The following is a 20,053-nucleotide window of genomic DNA, read 5'->3' on the forward strand; positions in this document are numbered from 1 at the left end:
GTCGTGTGCTTTTGTTTATTCTTGGTTTCTCAACAATTGATCTTCTGGTACTTTTCTTAATACGCGTGCAGGTGAACCAACTACAAGGTCTTCTTTTTCCACATTTTTCGTTACAACACTCGCTGCCGCTACTGTACCATCTTCTTCTATCACCTTACCAGGAAGAATTGTAGAATTAGCTCCTACACGTCCTCCGTTTTTAATGGTAACACCTTTAAATTTATCATAGCGCTCTTTTGAACGAGCCATATAGTTATCATTTGTAGTCACTACGTAAGGTGCGATGAATACATAGTCGCCTAGTTCTGAATAAGCTGTGATGTAGCAGTTTGTTTCAAGCTTGCATTTAATCCCTACTTTACAGTCATTCTCAACGGAAACTCCACGTCCTACGATTGTTTTCTCACCGATCGTTACGCGTTCCCGAACTGTTGCTAGATCTGCTACAAATACATCGTCAGCAAGCTCTGCGTTCGCGTAGATGATAGCTGAAGTTCCAATTGTAACACCCGAACCGATAATTGTAGGTGGAAGCTTCTTTACTTCTGGTAATATGGAGTTCTTTGCACGTGTTGGCTGCTTTCCGATTACCGCATTATCCTGAATGATACAGTTGTTTCCGATCGCAACTCCATCATAAATTACAACATTGTGCCCAATGATCACGTTATCACCAAGTGTAACGTCATTACCAACAACAACATTTTGTCCTTTTTGAACTGTCATGTAAGACACCTTCTTCCGTAAGTATGTAAAGAGTGTTCATCCTGTCAAATTTAGGATGAACACTTGGTGAATAATTAGTTTTTGCTGTAAAATTCAGCAATTTTCTCAACAACATATTGTTGCTGCTCAATCTTCAATTCAGGGAACATTGGTAAAGAGATTGCCTCTGCCGCTGCTTTTTCTGTTTCAGGCAAGTCTCCCTCTGTGTAACCCAACTCAGCAAATACAGGCTGTAAATGAAGAGGCTTTGGATAATAAATCATTGTAGAAACCCCTTGCTCTTGTAAAAACTTTTGAAGCTCGTCACGGCGTTCTACACGAATCGTATATTGGTGGAAAATATGGTGGCTGTAATCAGCGATGAATGGAGTCACCACTTTTTCACCTACTTGTTCATTCAATAGTTTTGTATAGTTCTCTGCTTTCTCTCTGCGAAGGTCGCTCCACTCATCTAGGTGTGGGAATTTCACATTCAAAATAGCAGCTTGAAGCTCGTCCAAACGGCTGTTGTATCCTAATACATGGTGATAATATTTTGGCTTACTTCCATGAACACGAATAACGCGCATCTTTTCAGCTAGCTCGTCATCATTCGTAACGACCATTCCGCCGTCACCGTATGCACCAAGGTTTTTAGTCGGGAAGAAACTGTATGTTGCAGCAGTTCCAAGCTCACCCACGCTTTTACCTTTATATTTAGATCCGATTGCTTGTGCAGCATCTTCAACGATTCCTAGATTATGCTTCTTCGCGATCTCAACAATGGCATCCATATCTGCCATTTGTCCATATAAATGAACAGGAACGATAGCTTTTGTTTTATCCGTTACAGCTGCTTCAATTTTAGCTGGATCGATGTTAAAAGTCTTCGGATCACAGTCAACGAATACTGGTGTAGCCCCAGCACGCGCTACAGCACCTGCTGTTGCAAAAAATGTGAAAGAAGGAACGATTACTTCATCCCCAGGGCCAACTCCAATGGCAGACAATGCGATATGAATAGCGTCGCTTCCGTTTGCTACACCAATTCCGTGATTTACATTGCTGTACTTCGCTACATCAGCTTCTAATTTTTTTACGTTGTCCCCTAGAATGAATCTTGCATTAGACATAACGTCTTCCATTGCGGGAAGGATTTCTGCTTTTAGGTTTTGATATTGTTCTGTAAGATCTAACATAGGTACTTTCATTGTTTAGCCTTCTCTCTAAAAAAATTAGTTTATACACTTTTCCTCAATCAGAATATCTGATTGAAGTATGTTAATCAAGCTACGAAATTCTTTCATACAATTCAATCAGGCGTTCGCTCTCTTTTTCCCAATTGTATCGGTTCTCAACAGCCTTTCTGCCGTTTCTCCCCATTTCCACAGCTTTTTCAGGATTGTTTAAAATACTTTCAATCGCTTTTGCAATTTCTTCTATATTATTTGGATCCACACAGATTCCGCATTCATTTTCCCTTACTATGTCTTCCCATAGTGGAAAGTTTGAAGCAATGACGGGTAAGCCTGCAGACATGTATTCAAAAAGCTTTATCGGATAAGAAACTACAAAACGAGGCTCAGGATGAAGCAGGACCAAGCCTGCATTCGCCTGACTTAATTCATCTTTAACTTGTTGTCGGTTTAAGAAACCAAGAAAATTAACATGTTTCCAACCACTCATCTTCTTCACTTCATTTTCAAGTGATGCAGGAGCAAATGATCCTCCTAAACGGAACTCTACATTGTGCTTATCATTTACTCTTTCAACGGATTGTATCATCTCTTTAATGCCACGCAGGAGATAAATTCCGCCAAGATAGACAACTCGTTTTTTGTCACTATCCTTTATTGAATCTGCTTGCTCACTTTGAACATTTCCATTCATTAATTCTTGAAGCAAGGGATAATTATGAATCGTCAAAGAATTATCATTATATGTTTTGAAGCGTTCATTTATATAAGGCGTTGCCGTTACAACAGCATCAAAGCGTTTTGACGCATATTTTTCAAGACTTCTCGCTCCTATTGCAACGCTTCTTCTTAAAGGGCCGGGAATCCACTGTTTGGAAAGGATTTGCTCTGGCAAGTCTTCGTGAACATCGTAGATTACTTTCTTGCCCTTTGATTTAAGCTTTAAACCAATAGGAATCAGCTCGGAATCGTGAAAATGATACACATCCGCATCTTGACGTATCGCTTCCTCATAAACAAGAGAGGTTGTATTAACCATTCGTTTTAAGCGATTAGATGCTGTGGAAGAAACACCTTTAATTTGAACGCCAAATTGGACAGAGTCTTCTGCATTAGGCACGATATAAACCACTTCATGGCCAGCTTTCTGAAGTGACTGGCATTCTTTAATGAGAATTCTTGTATCCATAGCGGAATGCACAGAGGTCAAATGACAAATTTTCATTCGTATTCCCTGCCTTTTTTAAATTCCTGAACATTCTCTAGTAAATCATCCACAATTCTTGACCATGAGAACTCGCGGCAAACAAAATCTCTGCCGTTTTTAGAGTATTGGCTGTATGCCGTTTCATCTAAACTTGCGCAATGAACAATCTTTTTCGCGATATCCTTTTCATCCTCTGGCGTTGCGATAATCCCGCTACCGCTGTCTTCAATGAGCTTTGCGCTTTCCCCTACTCCACAGTACAGGACAGGAACACCCGATGACAGTGCAGGAAAGATCTTCGATGGTCTAGCTCCTTGAAACAGCGCGATATTTCTTAAAGAAACGATACTGAAATCAGTAATCGAAAAGATATTAGGCATTTCTGTGACCGGAACAGAATCATGAAAGACTACATTCTCAGCTTGTATCGACTGTTTTAACTGAATGAGCTCTTCCTTTTCAGGACCATCTCCTATGAAGAGAAATCTTATCTCAGGATTGGTCTGTTCTACAATTTTTGCTGCCTTAATGACAGAGTCCAATCCTTGTGCATAACCAATACGGCCTGCAAAGGTAAACACCTTTTTCCCTTCAAATCCTAACTTCTGCAACCAATCTGTGTTCTGAGCTCTAGGTTTAAAAGTCTCAGTATTCACTCCGTTTGGTAAAAGAAAAACAGACTCTTCTTTTTTACCCTTCTTCAGCATGTAATCTGCAATACCTTCTGTAGCAGTCGCAATCTTCCATGCTTTTTTGTATAGAAAGGACTCCAGTTTTTCAGCCATCTTTATAAACTTTTGGTTCTTAAGAATTCCAAGCTCTACAGCAGATTCTGGCCAAATATCAGCTACATTAAAAACAAACTTTGCTCGTTTGAATTTGGATGAAAGATAACCCGTAATACCTAAAAACAATGGTGGAGACGTACAGATGATTACATCCGTTTTCTTCGCTTTTATCATCGAATAAAAGGCACTAAATGTAAAAGAGAAATAGGACATCAGCCTTCTCCAGAAACTTCCCTTTGGACTTGGATAGATCCAAGAACGATGCACAGGAATACCTTCATACTCCTCAAATTGATAGAACTTCCCTTTATATTCATCAGGAATTATGCCATGAGGATGATGTGGAAATGCCGTCACAACTTCTACTTGGTGACCTCTCTTGATAAGTTCTTTACTGACTTCATACAGACGAATCTGTGGAGCACCTACCTCAGGAGGGAAATGCTGACTTAATAAAATGATTCTCATATATTTAACCTCATCTTTAAACAAGCGATTAATTAAAATAGTTCGCTATTTTTTCAGCTGCCTTTGCGTCACCAAAAAGATTCTTATAGGTTGGAGTAACTTCTTTATTTACAGCGGCTAAGATTTGTTCTTTATCCGTTCCAACAAGAATGTTAGCTTCACTTTCTAGCGTTTCTACCCATTCTGTTTGTTCTCTAAGCGTGACACATGGAACTTCCATAAAGTATGCCTCTTTTTGTACACCGCCTGAGTCTGTTAAAATCTTTTTGGCATTGCTCTCAAGTTTTAGCATGTCCAAATATCCTACAGGCTCAACAATCATTAAGTTAGGAATATTATCTAAACTTAAATTCAAGCGTTCGATCACGTGCTTTGTACGAGGATGCATCGGCCAAACTTTCACTTCTTCTATCTCGGAAAAAGCAGCAAGGATTGAAGAAATCTTTTCAGGATCATCCGTATTCTCTGCACGGTGAACCGTAATCAAGTGATACTCTTTCGATGTTAATCCGAATGTATTCAAAATATCAGAGTTGTTTTCTGCAAGTTGACGGTTATATTCTACTGCATCATACATAACGTCTCCTACATTGATTACATTATGTTTCATGTTTTCATCTGTAAGGTTTTTAATAGCTGTATCCGTTGGACAAAAGAGGAACTCAGAAACATGGTCCGTCATAATGCGGTTAATTTCTTCTGGCATTCTTTTGTTAAAACTTCTAAGCCCTGCTTCAATGTGCACAACGGGAACATGAAGCTTAGCTGCAGCTAGCGCACCTGCCAACGTTGAGTTGGTATCGCCATATACCAGAACATAATCAGGTTTTTCCTGTAGGATGATATCTTCTATTTTAGCGAGCATTTCACCCGTTTGTTTACCATGAGAAGCCGATCCAATCCCTAAGTGAAAATCCGGTTTCGGGATATGTAGTTCTTCGAAGAATATATCAGACATATTTTTATCATAATGCTGACCTGTATGAACAATTAACTCTTCGTGATTTTTTCGTAATTCTCGAGAAACGGGAGCAGCTTTAATAAACTGTGGTCTCGCTCCTAATACAGTTAAAAACTTCATCTTTTTATTCTCCTTCAAATTATACTCTTCGGTATTCCTTACATAACAGTTTTCGACAACGGCTTTAACAAGGTGTCCATTCATTTTAAACCACGGTGTATAAACATTTACCATTTAGTATGGACGAGTAAAAACCGTTCTAAAATCAGGAAAAGAGATAGCCAAATGAATGGTTATCTCATCTTGTCACTCTTTATAGTAAATGATATTTTTTAATTGAAGGAGCTTGGTCCTTAAGTGCATTACGAGTATCAAAGACTACAGGGCTGTTTTCTGCGATCATATCGTAATCAAAGCTAGTATGATCTGTAGTAAGCATAACTAGGTCAGCGCTTTGTAATAGTTCCTTCGAAATTTCGTGCGTTTTATGCACTTCACCATTTAGCTTAAACTCAGTTACATGTGGATCTACTACAATCCAGTCAGCACCAGCAAGTTCAAGTTTTTCAAGAATTGGCAATACAGGAGACTCACGCATATCATCGATGTCTTTCTTATAAGCAACACCAAGTAATACTACTCTTGCTCCGTTTAATGCTTTCTTGTCTTCATTAAGAATTTTCATTGTACGTTCAAGTACGAAATCTGGCATTTGATTGTTGATCTCTCCAGCTGTTTCAATTAAACGTGTGTGATAGTCATACTCTCGAGCTTTCCACGTTAGATAGAAAGGATCGATCGGAATACAGTGTCCACCTAGTCCAGGACCGGGGTAGAACGCCATGAAGCCATATGGCTTAGTTGCAGCTGCATCAATAACTTCCCAAACATTGATGTCCATCTTATTACATAGGATTGCCATTTCGTTTGCTAGTCCAATGTTGATATTACGGAACGTGTTTTCAAGGATTTTTTCCATTTCTGCCACACGTGGGCTAGATACTTCATGTACATCACCTTCAAGAACAGAACGGTACATAGCTGCTGCAATAGATGTACATTGTGCAGTCATTCCCCCTACAACTTTCGGTGTGTTCTTTGTGTTGTATACTTTGTTACCTGGGTCAACACGTTCAGGTGAATAGGCTAAATGAAAGTCTTTCCCTGCAACAAGACCGCTCTTCTCTAGAATCGGCTTTAACACTTCTTCAGTTGTTCCAGGATAAGTAGTACTTTCAAGAACGATAAGCATTCCAGGGTGGATAAATTTCGCAATCTCTGTAGCTGAACTTTCAACATAAGATGTATCTGGCTGCTGATACTTGTCCAACGGTGTTGGTACACAAATAGCTACAGCATCTACTTCTTTAATAAGCGAGTAATCTGTTGTAGCAAGAATTTGTTTTGAGGATGTTAATTCAGCTAACTCTGCGTCAACTACATCACCAATATAGTTAATACCGTCATTAACCATCTGTGTTCTTTTTTCTTGAACATCAAATCCAATAACTTTATATCCTGCTTTTGCTTTTTCAACAGCAAGAGGAAGACCAACATAACCAAGGCCAACAACACCGATGGTAGCTGTTTTTGATTCAATCTTACCCAATAATTCTTTTGAAACTGTGCTTAATTCTAATTCGTTAGACATTCAATATTCCTCTCTTTCAGGGGGAGATTACTTTATAGTTTAACTGGTTTGCTTGTATCTGCAGATTCATATAGCGCAAGTACTAGACTTAACGCACGTTTTCCGTCTTCACCAGTCACAATGGGTTCACGGTTTTCTTTTATCGCCTGTACCATATCTTCGATGATGCATTGATGACCAGGTTTTCCAAACGGATCGGCTTTAACAGACTCCATTATATCTGTCACCTGATTCTCATCCATGTCTTTCACATCCCAGTGCTGGACATAATTAGCCGTTTTGCCACCAATTTTAATTGTACCTGTTTCTCCGAAGATACTCAAAGATTCTTCAAAATTAGATGGATAAATAGTGGTAGCAGCTTCAATAATTCCTAATGAACCATTTTTAAATCGCACAACACCAGTAGAAACATCTTCTGCTTCAATGTTGCGCAATCTTGTTGCAGCCATGCTGTATACTTCATCAACTTCACCCATCGTCCATAAAAGCAAATCAAGGTTGTGAATAGCCTGATTCATTAAAACTCCACCATCAAGAGACTTTGTACCTCTCCAAGGTGCTTGATCATAATATTCTTGGTTTCGATTCCATCGGACTGTCGCATTAGCATGGCTAAGCTTCCCAACCAAGTCTGCATCAAGAGCTTTTTTAAGTTCCATGATCGCAGGACGGAAACGATTCGGGTGTACAACAGATAATTTCACATCATTTTCTTTACAAGCGGAAATGATGGCATCAGTATCTTCAATCGTAAGTGCGATTGGCTTTTCTACTACAACATGTTTTTTTGCATTTGCAATCTGGATAGCAAGCGGAGCATGATATCCACTTGGTGTGCAAATGTTAACTACTTCTAAGTCATCTAGCTTTAAAAGCTCAGTCAAATCAGTAAAAGCCTGAACATTATATTTTTCTGTATAGTACTCCATGTTTTCAGGAATCATATCGCAAACTGCAACAAGTTTTGCACCTTCTGCGTTATCAATTGCCTCAGCATGTTTTTTTGCGATATGTCCGCAACCAACAATGGCGAAATTAGTCATCTAGGTAACTCTCCTTTTAACTAAATGTTTGTTAACTAGTTAAATCCATACAATATTTTATACTAATTAACAATAATATCAATAAATTTCATTCTCTCTCTAGTACTACTAAACATCATTTCGTTAAACATTTCACATTTTTGACTTTTTTAGTTTACCCGATTCACAGGTATTTTCTTCCTCATTTGAAGAAATTTATAATAAAATCAAAATTCTTATCTTGCTCTTAACTTTTGAAGAAGTGTTTTATATATAAGAAAATCACTTTTCTTCACCAGTAAGAAGTTTAAATACCCTTCACCAGTAAGCCTCTTAAAGATAATGATTTTTAATATAAAACTAAAAAAGTAAGTAATCGTAGTCGATATTGCGGCACCAATTACTCCAAAAGCAGGGACCATAAATAAGTTTAATATGACATTAAAAATAACGTTGTAGATGGAAAGCCACATATTTAATTCAGGTTTGCCTCGTCCAGCAATATCATTTGAAAGAACCTTCTCTACTGCAAGGAGCGCAAAGCCTGGAAGCATAATCTTTAATAAGAGCGGAGTTTCTGTAAAGCTCTTATTAAAGATTGTATAAACAATAAAATCAGAAAGCACAAAAGCAACCATAGCCATAATAATAGTAATTAAAAAGACATTACGGCTAACGATTGATGTGATTCGATTTCGGTCTTCTTCAGAATTGGTTGAACTGATCTTTGGATATAACACACTTGAAAAAGATACAGCGAAAATAGACAATCTCTCACCTAAATTCATTGCTGCACTGTATCTGCCGACAGCAGCATTACCTGTAGAAAAATATCCTAAGATAAACACAACAGTTCTATAGTTTAAAAAACTGGCAAAGTTACTAACATGTGCCTTTAGACCATAGTTTACAGACTTCTTAAAGTATTCCCATGAAAAACTATTCCACTTAAAAGATACACTATGGTGACGCACCAGCTTATAAATCATTGTAATAACTGTAATGGCGTTACCGAGGATAAAGGCTGAAAGTGCACCTTTGAGTCCATAATCTAAGAAAATAACAAAAATGACAGCAAAACTCAGAATAGACAGCTGGTTTTGAACCATGAGTGTATTAAATGCCTTGAAGTCTTGAAGTCCTTGAAAAACGGTTTGAAAATACTCTCTTAAAAAGAGAAATGGAACCGCTAGTAAACTTAAATACACTAATGATAGCGGAGTATCTTTAAATAATTGCTCTGAAAAAAAGATTACAGCAACTAGTCCTACAAAAACACTTATTATGCTTAAAAGTGTTCCTATAATAATATTGTTGTTAAAAACCGTATTTAAATCAACTTCTTTTCTACTGACAAAGTAGATTGTTGAGGTATTTACCCCTAGCGTCAGGAAAGTAAGCAGTACAGTCGGAAAAAGAGTCAGGAGGGTATAATCTCCAAACCCTTCATCTCCTAAATATTTCCCAAGAACAGATAACAAAAGCATACCTATTACAATATTTGATATCTGTCTCGTAAATGTAATAAAACTATTCTTAATAAAACTGCGGTCTGTACTCATAAATTATATTCCCTCAAATTCTCTTAACAACTTCGCAAATTGTGAATAATTTGTTTCAGAAAAGAAGAACTCTTTCCATTTCTCATAAGCGGCTGATCTGTAGTTTTCTCTTTCTTCCTCACTCAATAAAGCGAATTGATCAATTTCTCTAGCAAGGACCTCTGGATTAAAGTTTTTTTCAATTAGCATACCATTTGATGAGTGGACCAATTCTTTTGTTCCACCTACATCTGTTGCAAACGATGGAATACCATAACTATAAGCTTCCATAATGGAAACAGGAATTCCCTCACTAGAACTTAAATTAATAAACAGATCAACAGGTTGTGTTTGATAATATTTCAAGACTTCAGCATTCTTTTTTCGGCCGAGGAATTCACATTGTATATTAGTTGGGAGCTCTTCTTGGACTTTCATTTCTAATTCTTCTCTTAAAGGTCCATCTCCAATATGTGACCAATAAATTTGTTGTTTACATCTCTTCAATGTATCAATAATCAAGTCAAGCCGTTTAACAGGTAGCATGTTTGAACAGGAGACAATTCTCAGTATTCCATCACTAGAAGATATAGATTTCCCTTCAGCCGCTCTAGTACCGAGTCTACTCACCCCAATTTTTTCGGAGGACTCAGGATAAGCTTCCTTTAAATAGTCACTCCCATCTTGAGAGATCACAAATACTTTGTCTAACTTGCAGACTGTTTCTTTTTGAGCCGGCATGTAAGGCGTGCTATGCCTATATGCATATAAATCTCCCCCGTGCGCCCTGCTTATTACTTTAATAGAAGGCTTAAATTCCTTCAGCATAGCTAAAGCGGTAGCAGATGGCCCTAACCAGTACGAATAAAATACGGTTTCAGACAGGTTATATTGGCGATCTTTTAATATTTTTGAAAGTTGATTTCTTATCTGAACAGCTAAACCAATCCAATTGGCTACTTTAAGCATGGCTGATGTGTAATTAGGTATAAAATATTTACATTCTCGTAGAAACCATCTTCTCCCTTGTGGATCCTTTAACAACTTCTTCATTAAATCTGTTTTCTTTAATGAGGAAGGAGATGGAGTTAAATTTAAAACTTCTGTATTCCTAGGTGTCTCTCTTGCTTCCATAGAGTAATCATGGATATTCACAGGAATGATGTGTACTGTTTCAAATTGATTACTTAGGTACTTAATTTCTGTCTCTAGAAACTCTTCTCCTGGAGGAAACGGAAATCTGCTTGAAAGAATAACTAACTGTTTATTTCCTCTATCTCGATCAATTGAATTCATTTCTTTAAACTCCTATATCTTAAATAATTTCAACCATCATAACATATCGAGGCTCGGCCACTTCACTATTATACTTTATCCATTCGTTTAAATTGTTCAAACCATAAAAATTACCATATGTCTAAATAGAACGAAAACCCTATAAACATGTAGAATTTTGCTCCGATACTATTCTTGTAAAAAGAAAATCTATTTAAGAAGGGAGTGTATTTTTTCGAAGTACTGTGTCGGACAAAATTTACAGGAGTGTACCCATGTTACGCAAAATCATTTTAACGATAGTTTTAGGCGGAATCTTCATACTTCTTTATGCCCCTCAAACGGATGCAGCTGAACTACGTATTGATGGTAAGAATCGATTTGAAGTAGCCATTAACGTATCACAAAAGGGATGGTCTAATTCTAATACGGTAATTTTAACGAATTACCTTGCATATGCTGATGCATTATCTGCTTCACCTTTAGCATTCAAAAAGAATGCTCCCATATTATTAACGCAAAATCAATATATTACCCCATCTACAAAGAGTGAAATTATTAGACTTAGAGCAAAAGAGGCCGTAATAATTGGTGGAACAGGAAGCATTTCAATCCAAGCAGCAAATGAATTAAAAGCAATGGGACTTAGTGTCACAAGAATAGATGGAAAAGATCGATTTATTGTAGCACAAAACATTTCAAAGCAGTTATCAAATAAAGGGAAGGCTGTAATTGCATATGGATTAAACTTTCCTGACGCTCTAGCGATTGCTCCTTATGCTGCAAGAAATGAATATCCGATCTTACTTACCGGTAAGGACTCACTGCCTTCTGCAACAAAGGCTGCATTAAGAGAGAAAAATATTACGAGTACAGTTATTATAGGTGGTGAAGGAAGTGTCAGTAATACGGTTAAAAGCCAACTTCCCTCTCCTTCAAGAATCGGCGGAGCAAACCGCTTTGAAGTAGCCGAAAATGTAATACGTCACTTTAATCTTTCTACACAAAATGTGTTTTTGTCATCAGGGATGGATTTTGCAGATGCACTGACTGGATCCGTATTAGCAGCAAAAAAGAATGCTCCTTTATTGCTGACTATACCAACAAGACTTCCAAATGAAACAAAGAGCATAATAAAAGATAGAACAATAAATACATTTACTATTCTTGGCGGGAAAGCTTCAGTAAACACCAACAGTACAGCACTCTTAGGTAAAACAATCGTGCTTGATCCAGGACATGGAGACCATGATGCGGGAGCAAGCGGCAATGGATTACAAGAAAAAGATATAGTACTAGACGTAGGTATACGCACACGTGACAAAATGGTAAATGCAGGTGCTAAGATTGTTATGACAAGAACTACAGATACTTTTCTTGCGTTAAGAGAACGTTCTGCTATCGGTAATAATTCTGGTGCGGATTCGTTTATCAGCATTCATTCAAATGCTGCCGAGAACCCAGCTGCACACGGAACAGAAGTATATTATGACACTTCTTTTAGCAGTTTTGAGAGTAGAAGGTTGGCTGAAGAAATTCAAAAAGAACTGGTTAAACGCATGGGGACAAGCGACCGCGGAGAGAAACAAGCTAACTTCCATGTTATTGATGCAACAAGAATCCCAAGTATCTTAGTTGAACTTGGTTTTATTTCAAATCCTACTGACGCTGCAAAATTAGGTTCTCCTACATATCGTCAGAGATCAGCTGATGCGATCTATTATGGCACAGTCAATTTTTATAACTAATAAAAAGGATCTCGGGACAATGCCCGAGATCCTTTTTCATTTTTAGTGCCCAAATCGCTTCAATACATTGTTCACCATTTTAGTTAGTTGTGTATCAACAGCTAAGCTTCCTCCAAAGGTAATCGATCCCGTAGAGAATACTCCTCCTCCGCCTGGATGATCATAATAGATCATATCAGCTCCGGCACCTATTGTATTTGTTCCCTTTGCCAATAGAACAGAGTTCTTTGGAGTATAACGATCAATTTGATCTGTTTCCCAGCCCGACGCACCTCCATTTGAACTATTTATTTTGTTTAATCCTGTACGTCCGATCAGATCTCCTTTTTTAATGCCTGTGTTCGAAAAAATCCAGTGAGAGTTGTTCATAACTTTATATGGAGCTGGAACTGAGAAACCTGTAGACCTATATCCTACACCTACTAGCTTTGTTTCATGTTGACCGATTCTGTAGAAATTACCGCCTCGTTCAGAAGTAAAGGAATGGTATCCCCCATCCTTTTTCACTTCAATCAGATCTCCTTTTAGAGCAACTTTCCAATAAATTCCGTTCCCTGATAAATATAGAACGTTCCCGCCTCGTTTCAGGAAATTCTCCAAACCTTTATACATTGATGTAGACCAGTATTCACTATGTGTGCTGATAATCAATGACTTATAAGAGTTTAATAGGGAAGGGGTATTATGAAAATCAAATTCAGTAATCATGCTATATGAATGGTTGTTTCTTTCAAGCCACGATAAAATATGCCGCTCTCCATTCGCTAAATGTCCTTCATTTCCTGTTGGGAGTGCCCCTGGATTTGGCCTGTTCGAACTAACCACTTCATTGTATTTCCTTGTGCCATTTACATAGCTGTAGCTGTATAAACTTTTTCCTCCCCAGTTATTGTATGCTTCCCATGTGTTAGTTGAGGCTAATACAGCATTATCATCTCTTTGTGGAGTTTTCTCTTTAATAATAAATGTTACATGGAATTCATTAGTCCCATCTGATAACTTTGCAGAATACATACCAGTCGGCCAATTCAATGGTAATTTATAAGAATAGCTCGTTTTCCAAAATGCACCTGCACGATAGGAGTCCCCAAAATAGTTCTGGGAGCTTCCTGTCATGTAACCAGTCTGAAAATAATTTTTCATTTCTTTACCGTGCCTGAAAAAGGATACGGAAAATTTTTTGTTAGGTGCATGTACTTTTAGTTGTATAGTTTCTCCTGGAAAATAACTAATTCTGTCACTGTAGCCCTCTAACGTATGAGTATTTACTACAGGTCTTAGAATACTTGCAACTCCCCCTTGAACGGAAGCTCCTCCCCCTAATACTGTGAAACTTTTAATATCTTTTTCTATTATTATCTCTCTAGTCGTATCAGGAATCGCATCAGGTCTTGTCAGCAACATGGGTGAATTGTTTTTGGCAGCTAGCACAGATCCTGTTAAAGCATCAGCAAAAGTTAATCCCGTTGAGATATAACTACGCCCAGAATCCATATTTAATGTACGAATGATATTGGTAGCTACTTCAAATCTGTCTTTACCACCTATTCTTTGGCTGGCTTTAAGTTGGTTATATATAGAAGGACCTACACTTCCTTCACCACCAACAACAAGCGTACTAGATTTTTCTTTTAAGCCAAGCAGTGTACTTTCAGGAATTCTTTCTTGTAAAGTCAACAAAATAGGAATGCCATTCTTTGCTGCATACGGCGCAATCGTAAGGGCATCTGGGAATTTTAATCCATTAACAACTATCGCCTTTTGCGTATCCCCAAGACGCTTTGAGATATTTAATGCAACTTCAAAACGATCTTTGCCACCTATACGTTCTACATCGGGCACTATTTTGTTAATTTCACGTTTTACAGAATCGGATACACTTGCAGGTCCCCCTACAATAATTACTTTCTGTGGGTTTAGCCTATTAATCTCGTTTTTTGTTTCTTTCGTTAGAATATTGGCTTGAGTTAGTAAAATGGGACCGTTTTCCTTAAAAGCAAGTGGAGAGGAAGCCAGAGCATCGGCAAACGTACTGTAGTTTGCTACAACGACCGTTTCTGCTCCGTTTACCCAACCCTTTTTGGAGACATTTACAGCAACTTCAAAACGATTTTTTCCGTCTAATCTTTCAACGGAACTTGTGGCATATGCAGGCTTCTCCATCGCTAACAATAGACAGCCTAATAAACTTGCAGCCAAAATAATTTTTTTCATGAACATTTCCTTTCTTATCTTTAATGATGGAATCGTGTGTACATCGATTTTTCTAATGAATTAAATTGGGAAGCTACAGAATGATATCCGATTGCATATCGTCCTTGTTTTGGTCGATATTCACCATATGACTTCATGGAGTTTAAGATAATTGGTTTATCAAAAGGCTTTTCAACTGAACTTGAATATTTTTGGTATGGAATGTGAACTCTGGCAAATCTATCTGTATATATGGAGACAAAGTATAATGTCTTAAAAGGACTTACGGCTCCTTCATTCTCAAGGGATCTTAATGATTTTCCTATCTCAGCATGAGGAGAATGGTCATCATACATGGACATCGTACGGAAATCAGCATCAGGATACATATTTATATATTTTTGAAGCACAGGCTTAATATTTTCTTGTCTGAATTCATTTAACGGAATTATATCTTCCATAGTCTGGTTTCTTGGCACACCCAGCGCATAAGCAGCATGATAGAATTCCTCAACACGCACATCTCCAAACTTTAGTTCTGTTAAGTATCCATTGAGATAATTTTCTGATACTGGATCATGGTATGTTTTGTGAATTCCACAATAAACCTTTTGTCCTGTTAGAAGATGTTCTGATGGTTCTGCATCATATATCCCGTTTAAAACCTCTCTTGCACTTGAATCCTCTCCTTTTGATAGAAGCACCAAAATAACTTTTCTACCTTTGGACATTTGATTCCTAATATCAATTGCATAGGTTAACACTTCATCATCTGCATGAGGTACAAAGTAAATCACTGGACTCGTTACAAAAATGGTTGAAAGAGCTGCCTCTATATTTTCTTGAACAGAACCCTTTCCGCCTAACACGACGAACTCTTTAATTTTCTTATCTTGTATCACTTTATTGCTGAAAGCTGGCAATACATCCGGACGGGTTAACAGTAACGGTGCATTTTCCTTTGCAGCCATAACAGATCCGGTTAATGCGTCTGCAAATGATAGACCAGTAGCTAGATAAGCTCCATCTAGCTTTGTATATAACTGCCTGATGATATTAGCAGACACTTCGAATCGATCAGCTCCCCCGATACGCTTTGGTGCTGGAAGCTTTTTAAATACTTCCTTTCCAACGCTTCCTTCACCACCTATCACGAAAGTGTTCTTTTTACCGCGTAATGCTCGTTGAGTACTTAAAGGTACTTTCTTATCAGTGGTAAGTAATATTGGAAAACCTTTCTTAGCTGCATACGGTGCAATAGATAAAGCGTCTGGAAACTTTAATCCATTCGTAACGATAGCTGTACCTGTATTCCCGAACCGTTTCGCTAAATTTTCTGCAACTTCGAATCGATCCTTTCCACCAATACGCTCTACATCTTCAACCAATTTATCTACTTCGCGAAATACCTCATCTGAAATACTGCCATTTCCTCCAATGATGTATGCCCGTTTTGGCTGGAGGCGCAGGATTTCATTCCTAGTAGTAGCATGCAAATGGTCCTTCTGAGTTAATAAAATTGGTCCGTTTTCTTTATATGCAAAAGGTGAAGCAGCTAAAGCATCGGCAAAAGATGTATAGTTAGCTATTAAAATAGTATCTGATCCTTCAGCCCACCCTTTTACCGACACATTAACAGCAACCTCAAAGCGATCTTTCCCTGCTAATCTTTCAAACTGATTTCCAGCTGCACTAGAAGTAAACGTAAAGCAACTCCAAAATATTATGGTAAAGAAAAGTAAAACAATTAACCTAAACACTTTTATATAACCTCTTTCTAACTTTTTTTCCAAGTTTTCACAATAAATTATTATAGCAGAAAATGTATTTTAAAAGTACATATTTTGGAAATTAAAAATAGATAAATTTCAACATTTTAATCCATATCTTGACAATGTCTTACAATAGAAATATAGTTAAATAATGCTATTGTGTGAAAGTTTAGGAGCGTATGATAATGAAAGACTTTATATATTTAACAGTGGAGATTGTTAATCAGCTTCACGACATCCTTGAAGATTTTTTTGGAGGTTTAGGTTACCAACTAACGGATAAAGATCTGCATTTTTGGATTTTCGGTGTTCTAGGTATTCTATTTTTTATTTTTGTACATCTATTATTTAAATGGTTGTCTACCTTATCTCTGACAGCCATATCATTTCTATATACATTTACAGTCCTGCTAGTTATTGTTTTTGCGATAGAAATTCAACAGAAGATTACCGGACGAGGAAATATGGAATTTGCAGATGCCATAATGGGATTATGGGGATTTCTTATTTTCTTTGCCATATATCTAGGAATTAAGCTAGTAGTTTATTTGTTTTTAAAAATTTTTAAAAGAAATAAACCCCGAAGTTCTCAATCGAGAAAATCTCGTAGCGCTCGATAAAAAAATTACATATGACTTTATAGTGATAATTAATAGTTAGATAATAATAGAATGGAGAAATCACATGAGAACGGATAGAATAAAAAAAAGAAAAAGATGGAAGAAAATTTTACTTTCCGGTTTTATTGTTTTTATTGTTTTACTAGCAGGTGGATTAGGTTATGCCTATAATCTTTATAGTCAAGTAAACCAGGCAGCTTCAAAAATGCATGAAAAGATTGATTGGGTTGGATCAGGAAATCAAAAAGAGAAAATAGAACAAAAAAAACCATTAAATATTCTTTTAATGGGAGTAGATGAAAGAACGGGTGATAAAGGAAGATCTGATTCACTAATTTTAATGCAGTTAAATCCGGAGAATGATTCTATGACAATGTTAAGTATCCCTCGTGACACTCGCGTGGAAATAGCAGGTCGTGGAAAAATGGATAAAATCAATCACTCTTATGCTTTTGGCGGAACAAAAATGACTGTTGAAACAGTGGAAAACTTTTTAGACCTTAAGCTAGATTACTATATTAAAGTAAATATGGAAGCACTCAGTGAAATAGTAGATGCATTAGGCGGCATTACAGTGGATAATAACCTAACTTGGTCTGACGAAGGTTATTATAAAAAAGGATATGTGTATAAAAAAGGTGAAATAAATTTAGATGGCCCCAAAACGCTGGGTTATGTAAGAATGAGACATCTTGATAACAACGGAGATTTCGGCCGTCAAGCTCGACAACGACAAGTTATTAATGCAATTGTTGATAAAGGAGCAAGTGTTTCTTCTATTAATAAAGTGGACAATATTCTTGAAGTGCTTGGAGATCGAGTAAAGACAAATATGACATTCGCTGAAATGAAGGATATCCAATCGGGATATAGCGGAGCTCGAAAGAATAAGAAGACTTTAGAATTAAAAGGTAGTGGTTCTAAAATAGGTGGGGTATATTATTGGGTGCCTATGGAGGATTCCCTAAAGGAAGTTAAAAGCTCATTATAGTGTTAAAAAAACAGAGATTGCTTGGCATCTCTGTTTTTTTTGTATTATTTATTATTCTCAATGAATTCTGCAAGGGCCTCTTTCCAATGTCTCATAGGCTGAAAACCATTCAATCTTAAGCTCATATGATCAAACACGGAAAATGCAGGTCTAGGTGCTGGACGTGGAAATTCCTTTGAAGTACAAGGATTTAATTTAACTTTTATGCCAGCTTCTTCAAATATCGCTTTTGCAAATTCAAACCACGAACAACTACCGGAATTTGAAACATGATATACTCCATACTTCGAGGTCTTTATTAAATCCGAAATACAAGCAACTAAATCAAATGTATATGTTGGGCAACCTATTTGATCATCAACTACAGAAAGATTATCCTTTTCATCAGCTATTTTAAGCATAGTTTTAACAAAGTTACTTCCATGCTTGCCATATACCCAAGATGTTCTTACAATAAAGTATTTTTTATGAAAACTACTTACAAGTTCTTCACCAGCTAATTTTGTTTTTCCGTACACGCCAATAGGAGATGTACGCATAAATTCATTGTAGGGTTCGACACCAGTACCGTCAAATACATAATCGGTACTAATATAGACTAATTTAGAACCAATGTTTTCTGCTGCAACAGCTATGTTTCTAGTACCAACACTATTAATTTCATATGCTGTATCAACATCTGTTTCAGCTAGATCTACTTTGGTATATGCAGCCGAATGAACAACTATATCGGGCTGTATCTCCCAAAACAGTTTTTCTACTTGTTCTTGATTTGTAATATCTAATTCTTTACGACCATATCCAAAAACTTCGTAGTTAAGATCTTCAGAAAAAAATTCTACTAACTCTCTTCCTAACTGTCCATTTGCACCGGTTACAAGTACTTTTTGAGACATTATTTATCACCGTATTGTTGGTTATAATAGTTTAAATAATCACCCGATTTAATATTTTTCCACCATTCTTGGTTATCCATATACCATTGAATAGTCTCCACAATTCCGGTGTCAAATGTATATTTTGGTGTCCAACCAAGTTCTTTTGTTAATTTAGTTGGATCTATCGCATAACGTCGATCATGACCAAGTCTGTCTTCTACATATTTTATTAAATCCTTCGGAGCATTCAATTTCTTTACAATAAGATGTACGATTTCGTTATTTGTACGTTCATTATGTCCACCTACATTGTAAATCTCACCTGTTTTACCTTTGTGAATAACAAGATCAATTGCCGAACAATGGTCTTTTACGTGCAGCCAGTCACGAATATTTTTACCGTCACCGTAGATAGGCAAATCTTTTCCTTCTAGTGCATTTGTTACCATAAGAGGTATTAGCTTTTCAGGAAAATGATAGGGTCCATAGTTGTTTGAACATCTTGTAATATTAACATTCATGCCAAATGTCTCATGATATGCACTAACCAATAGATCTCCACCTGCTTTACTTGCAGAATATGGACTATTCGGATCTAGAGGCGTCTCTTCAGTAAAGTATCCTGTTTCACCTAATGAACCATAAACTTCATCGGTAGAAACTTGTACGTACTTTGTAATATTATTCTCTCTTGCTACATCTAACAAGGCTTGGGTACCTAATACATTACTTTTTACAAAAATGGAAGGGTCCGTAATGCTTCGATCAACATGAGACTCGGCTGCAAAATTCACGAGTACATTTATATTGTATCTTTTTATTAAATAGTCTACGAGTTCACGATTATTAATATCACCTTTAACAAAAGTATAGTTCTCATGACCTTCAACATCTTTTAAGTTCTCGAGATTGCCAGCATATGTGAGTAAATCATAGTTTACTATATGGTAGCTTGGGTAAGTTTCAATCATATGTCTAACAAAGTTACTTCCGATAAATCCTGCCCCACCTGTTACTAAAATGTTCATACATCT

At 37.0% G+C, this 20,053-nt stretch carries 16 protein-coding genes; 3 read left to right on the forward strand and 13 right to left on the reverse strand.

All coding sequences use genetic code 11. From position 1 onward, the window contains the following. Positions 1 to 15: 15 nt before the first annotated feature. The 9 genes from H9648_RS03760 to H9648_RS03800 form a co-directional block, all read right to left on the reverse strand. A complete protein-coding gene (locus tag H9648_RS03760) occupies positions 16 to 726 on the reverse strand; it encodes an acyltransferase (protein WP_191752547.1) in 711 nt (236 codons plus the stop codon). 74 nt (positions 727 to 800) lie between these two features. Next, positions 801 to 1,916 carry a DegT/DnrJ/EryC1/StrS family aminotransferase gene (locus tag H9648_RS03765; RefSeq protein WP_191752548.1) on the reverse strand — a complete coding sequence of 372 codons (1,116 nt, stop codon included), beginning with the start codon at positions 1,914 to 1,916 and terminating at the stop codon, positions 801 to 803. Between the two features lie 79 nt (positions 1,917 to 1,995). After that, positions 1,996 to 3,126, reverse strand: a complete 1,131-nt coding sequence (locus tag H9648_RS03770; RefSeq protein ID WP_191752549.1) for a glycosyltransferase family 4 protein — start codon at positions 3,124 to 3,126, stop codon at positions 1,996 to 1,998. Continuing rightward, complete coding sequence (locus H9648_RS03775) at positions 3,123 to 4,364, reverse strand: glycosyltransferase family 4 protein (RefSeq protein WP_191752550.1); 1,242 nt, start codon at positions 4,362 to 4,364, stop codon at positions 3,123 to 3,125. Before H9648_RS03775 ends, H9648_RS03770 begins: the two co-directional genes overlap by 4 nt. A gap of 28 nt (positions 4,365 to 4,392) precedes the next feature. Beyond that, positions 4,393 to 5,445 carry a non-hydrolyzing UDP-N-acetylglucosamine 2-epimerase gene (gene wecB / locus H9648_RS03780; RefSeq protein WP_191752551.1) on the reverse strand — a complete coding sequence of 351 codons (1,053 nt, stop codon included), beginning with the start codon at positions 5,443 to 5,445 and terminating at the stop codon, positions 4,393 to 4,395. A 193-nt stretch (positions 5,446 to 5,638) separates the two neighbouring features. Next, positions 5,639 to 6,976 (reverse strand): nucleotide sugar dehydrogenase, encoded by a 1,338-nt coding sequence (locus H9648_RS03785; protein ID WP_191752552.1) that lies wholly within the window; start codon positions 6,974 to 6,976, stop codon positions 5,639 to 5,641. Positions 6,977 to 7,008: 32 nt separating this feature from the next. Beyond that, positions 7,009 to 8,022, reverse strand: coding sequence for a Gfo/Idh/MocA family protein (locus H9648_RS03790; RefSeq protein WP_191752553.1), 1,014 nt, complete (start codon positions 8,020 to 8,022; stop codon positions 7,009 to 7,011). A gap of 215 nt (positions 8,023 to 8,237) precedes the next feature. Beyond that, entirely contained in the window at positions 8,238 to 9,563 is a 1,326-nt protein-coding gene (locus H9648_RS03795; protein ID WP_191752554.1) for a flippase, read from the reverse strand. 3 nt (positions 9,564 to 9,566) lie between these two features. Continuing rightward, the gene (locus H9648_RS03800; protein ID WP_191752555.1) at positions 9,567 to 10,838 is read right to left on the reverse strand and encodes a glycosyltransferase; all 1,272 of its coding nucleotides are present in this window, start codon (positions 10,836 to 10,838) and stop codon (positions 9,567 to 9,569) included. A gap of 254 nt (positions 10,839 to 11,092) precedes the next feature. Here H9648_RS03800 and H9648_RS03805 point away from each other — a divergent pair, with 254 nt between their 5' ends. Then, complete coding sequence (locus tag H9648_RS03805) at positions 11,093 to 12,565, forward strand: N-acetylmuramoyl-L-alanine amidase (RefSeq protein WP_191752556.1); 1,473 nt, start codon at positions 11,093 to 11,095, stop codon at positions 12,563 to 12,565. Between the two features lie 42 nt (positions 12,566 to 12,607). On the opposite strand, the gene H9648_RS03810 is transcribed toward H9648_RS03805, so the two are convergent. Both H9648_RS03810 and H9648_RS03815 read right to left on the reverse strand, forming a co-directional pair. Beyond that, positions 12,608 to 14,779, reverse strand: coding sequence for a N,N-dimethylformamidase beta subunit family domain-containing protein (locus H9648_RS03810; protein ID WP_191752557.1), 2,172 nt, complete (start codon positions 14,777 to 14,779; stop codon positions 12,608 to 12,610). A 20-nt stretch (positions 14,780 to 14,799) separates the two neighbouring features. Next, positions 14,800 to 16,518, reverse strand: coding sequence for a cell wall-binding repeat-containing protein (locus H9648_RS03815; RefSeq protein WP_191752558.1), 1,719 nt, complete (start codon positions 16,516 to 16,518; stop codon positions 14,800 to 14,802). 197 nt (positions 16,519 to 16,715) lie between these two features. On the opposite strand from H9648_RS03815, the gene H9648_RS03820 reads away from it, so the two are divergent. Together H9648_RS03820 and H9648_RS03825 are read left to right on the forward strand one after the other, a co-directional pair. Then, positions 16,716 to 17,150 carry a hypothetical protein gene (locus H9648_RS03820; RefSeq protein ID WP_191752559.1) on the forward strand — a complete coding sequence of 145 codons (435 nt, stop codon included), beginning with the start codon at positions 16,716 to 16,718 and terminating at the stop codon, positions 17,148 to 17,150. 64 nt (positions 17,151 to 17,214) lie between these two features. Further along, complete coding sequence (locus tag H9648_RS03825; protein WP_191752560.1) at positions 17,215 to 18,141, forward strand: LCP family glycopolymer transferase; 927 nt, start codon at positions 17,215 to 17,217, stop codon at positions 18,139 to 18,141. 44 nt (positions 18,142 to 18,185) lie between these two features. On the opposite strand, the gene rfbD is transcribed toward H9648_RS03825, so the two are convergent. Both rfbD and rfbB read right to left on the reverse strand, forming a co-directional pair. After that, positions 18,186 to 19,037, reverse strand: coding sequence for a dTDP-4-dehydrorhamnose reductase (gene rfbD, locus H9648_RS03830; RefSeq protein ID WP_191752561.1), 852 nt, complete (start codon positions 19,035 to 19,037; stop codon positions 18,186 to 18,188). Further along, positions 19,037 to 20,047 carry a dTDP-glucose 4,6-dehydratase gene (rfbB, locus tag H9648_RS03835; RefSeq protein WP_191752562.1) on the reverse strand — a complete coding sequence of 337 codons (1,011 nt, stop codon included), beginning with the start codon at positions 20,045 to 20,047 and terminating at the stop codon, positions 19,037 to 19,039. The genes rfbD and rfbB overlap by 1 nt, the downstream gene beginning before the upstream one ends. Positions 20,048 to 20,053: the final 6 nt, after the last annotated feature.

The organism is Fictibacillus norfolkensis (assembly GCF_014836645.1).
Taxonomy (GTDB): domain Bacteria; phylum Bacillota; class Bacilli; order Bacillales; family Fictibacillaceae; genus Fictibacillus; species Fictibacillus norfolkensis.

Coding starts and splice junctions, on each gene's coding strand:
- H9648_RS03825 (WP_191752560.1), top strand. CDS start 17,215: ATGAGAACGGATAGAATAAAAAAAAGAAAAAGATGGAAGAAAATTTTA.
- H9648_RS03795 (WP_191752554.1), bottom strand. CDS start 9,563: ATGAGTACAGACCGCAGTTTTATTAAGAATAGTTTTATTACATTTACG.
- H9648_RS03765 (WP_191752548.1), bottom strand. CDS start 1,916: ATGAAAGTACCTATGTTAGATCTTACAGAACAATATCAAAACCTAAAA.
- H9648_RS03800 (WP_191752555.1), bottom strand. CDS start 10,838: ATGAATTCAATTGATCGAGATAGAGGAAATAAACAGTTAGTTATTCTT.
- H9648_RS03790 (WP_191752553.1), bottom strand. CDS start 8,022: ATGACTAATTTCGCCATTGTTGGTTGCGGACATATCGCAAAAAAACAT.
- H9648_RS03785 (WP_191752552.1), bottom strand. CDS start 6,976: ATGTCTAACGAATTAGAATTAAGCACAGTTTCAAAAGAATTATTGGGT.
- rfbB (WP_191752562.1), bottom strand. CDS start 20,047: ATGAACATTTTAGTAACAGGTGGGGCAGGATTTATCGGAAGTAACTTT.
- H9648_RS03810 (WP_191752557.1), bottom strand. CDS start 14,779: ATGAAAAAAATTATTTTGGCTGCAAGTTTATTAGGCTGTCTATTGTTA.
- rfbD (WP_191752561.1), bottom strand. CDS start 19,037: ATGTCTCAAAAAGTACTTGTAACCGGTGCAAATGGACAGTTAGGAAGA.
- H9648_RS03770 (WP_191752549.1), bottom strand. CDS start 3,126: ATGAAAATTTGTCATTTGACCTCTGTGCATTCCGCTATGGATACAAGA.
- wecB (WP_191752551.1), bottom strand. CDS start 5,445: ATGAAGTTTTTAACTGTATTAGGAGCGAGACCACAGTTTATTAAAGCT.
- H9648_RS03820 (WP_191752559.1), top strand. CDS start 16,716: ATGAAAGACTTTATATATTTAACAGTGGAGATTGTTAATCAGCTTCAC.
- H9648_RS03775 (WP_191752550.1), bottom strand. CDS start 4,364: ATGAGAATCATTTTATTAAGTCAGCATTTCCCTCCTGAGGTAGGTGCT.
- H9648_RS03805 (WP_191752556.1), top strand. CDS start 11,093: ATGTTACGCAAAATCATTTTAACGATAGTTTTAGGCGGAATCTTCATA.
- H9648_RS03760 (WP_191752547.1), bottom strand. CDS start 726: ATGACAGTTCAAAAAGGACAAAATGTTGTTGTTGGTAATGACGTTACA.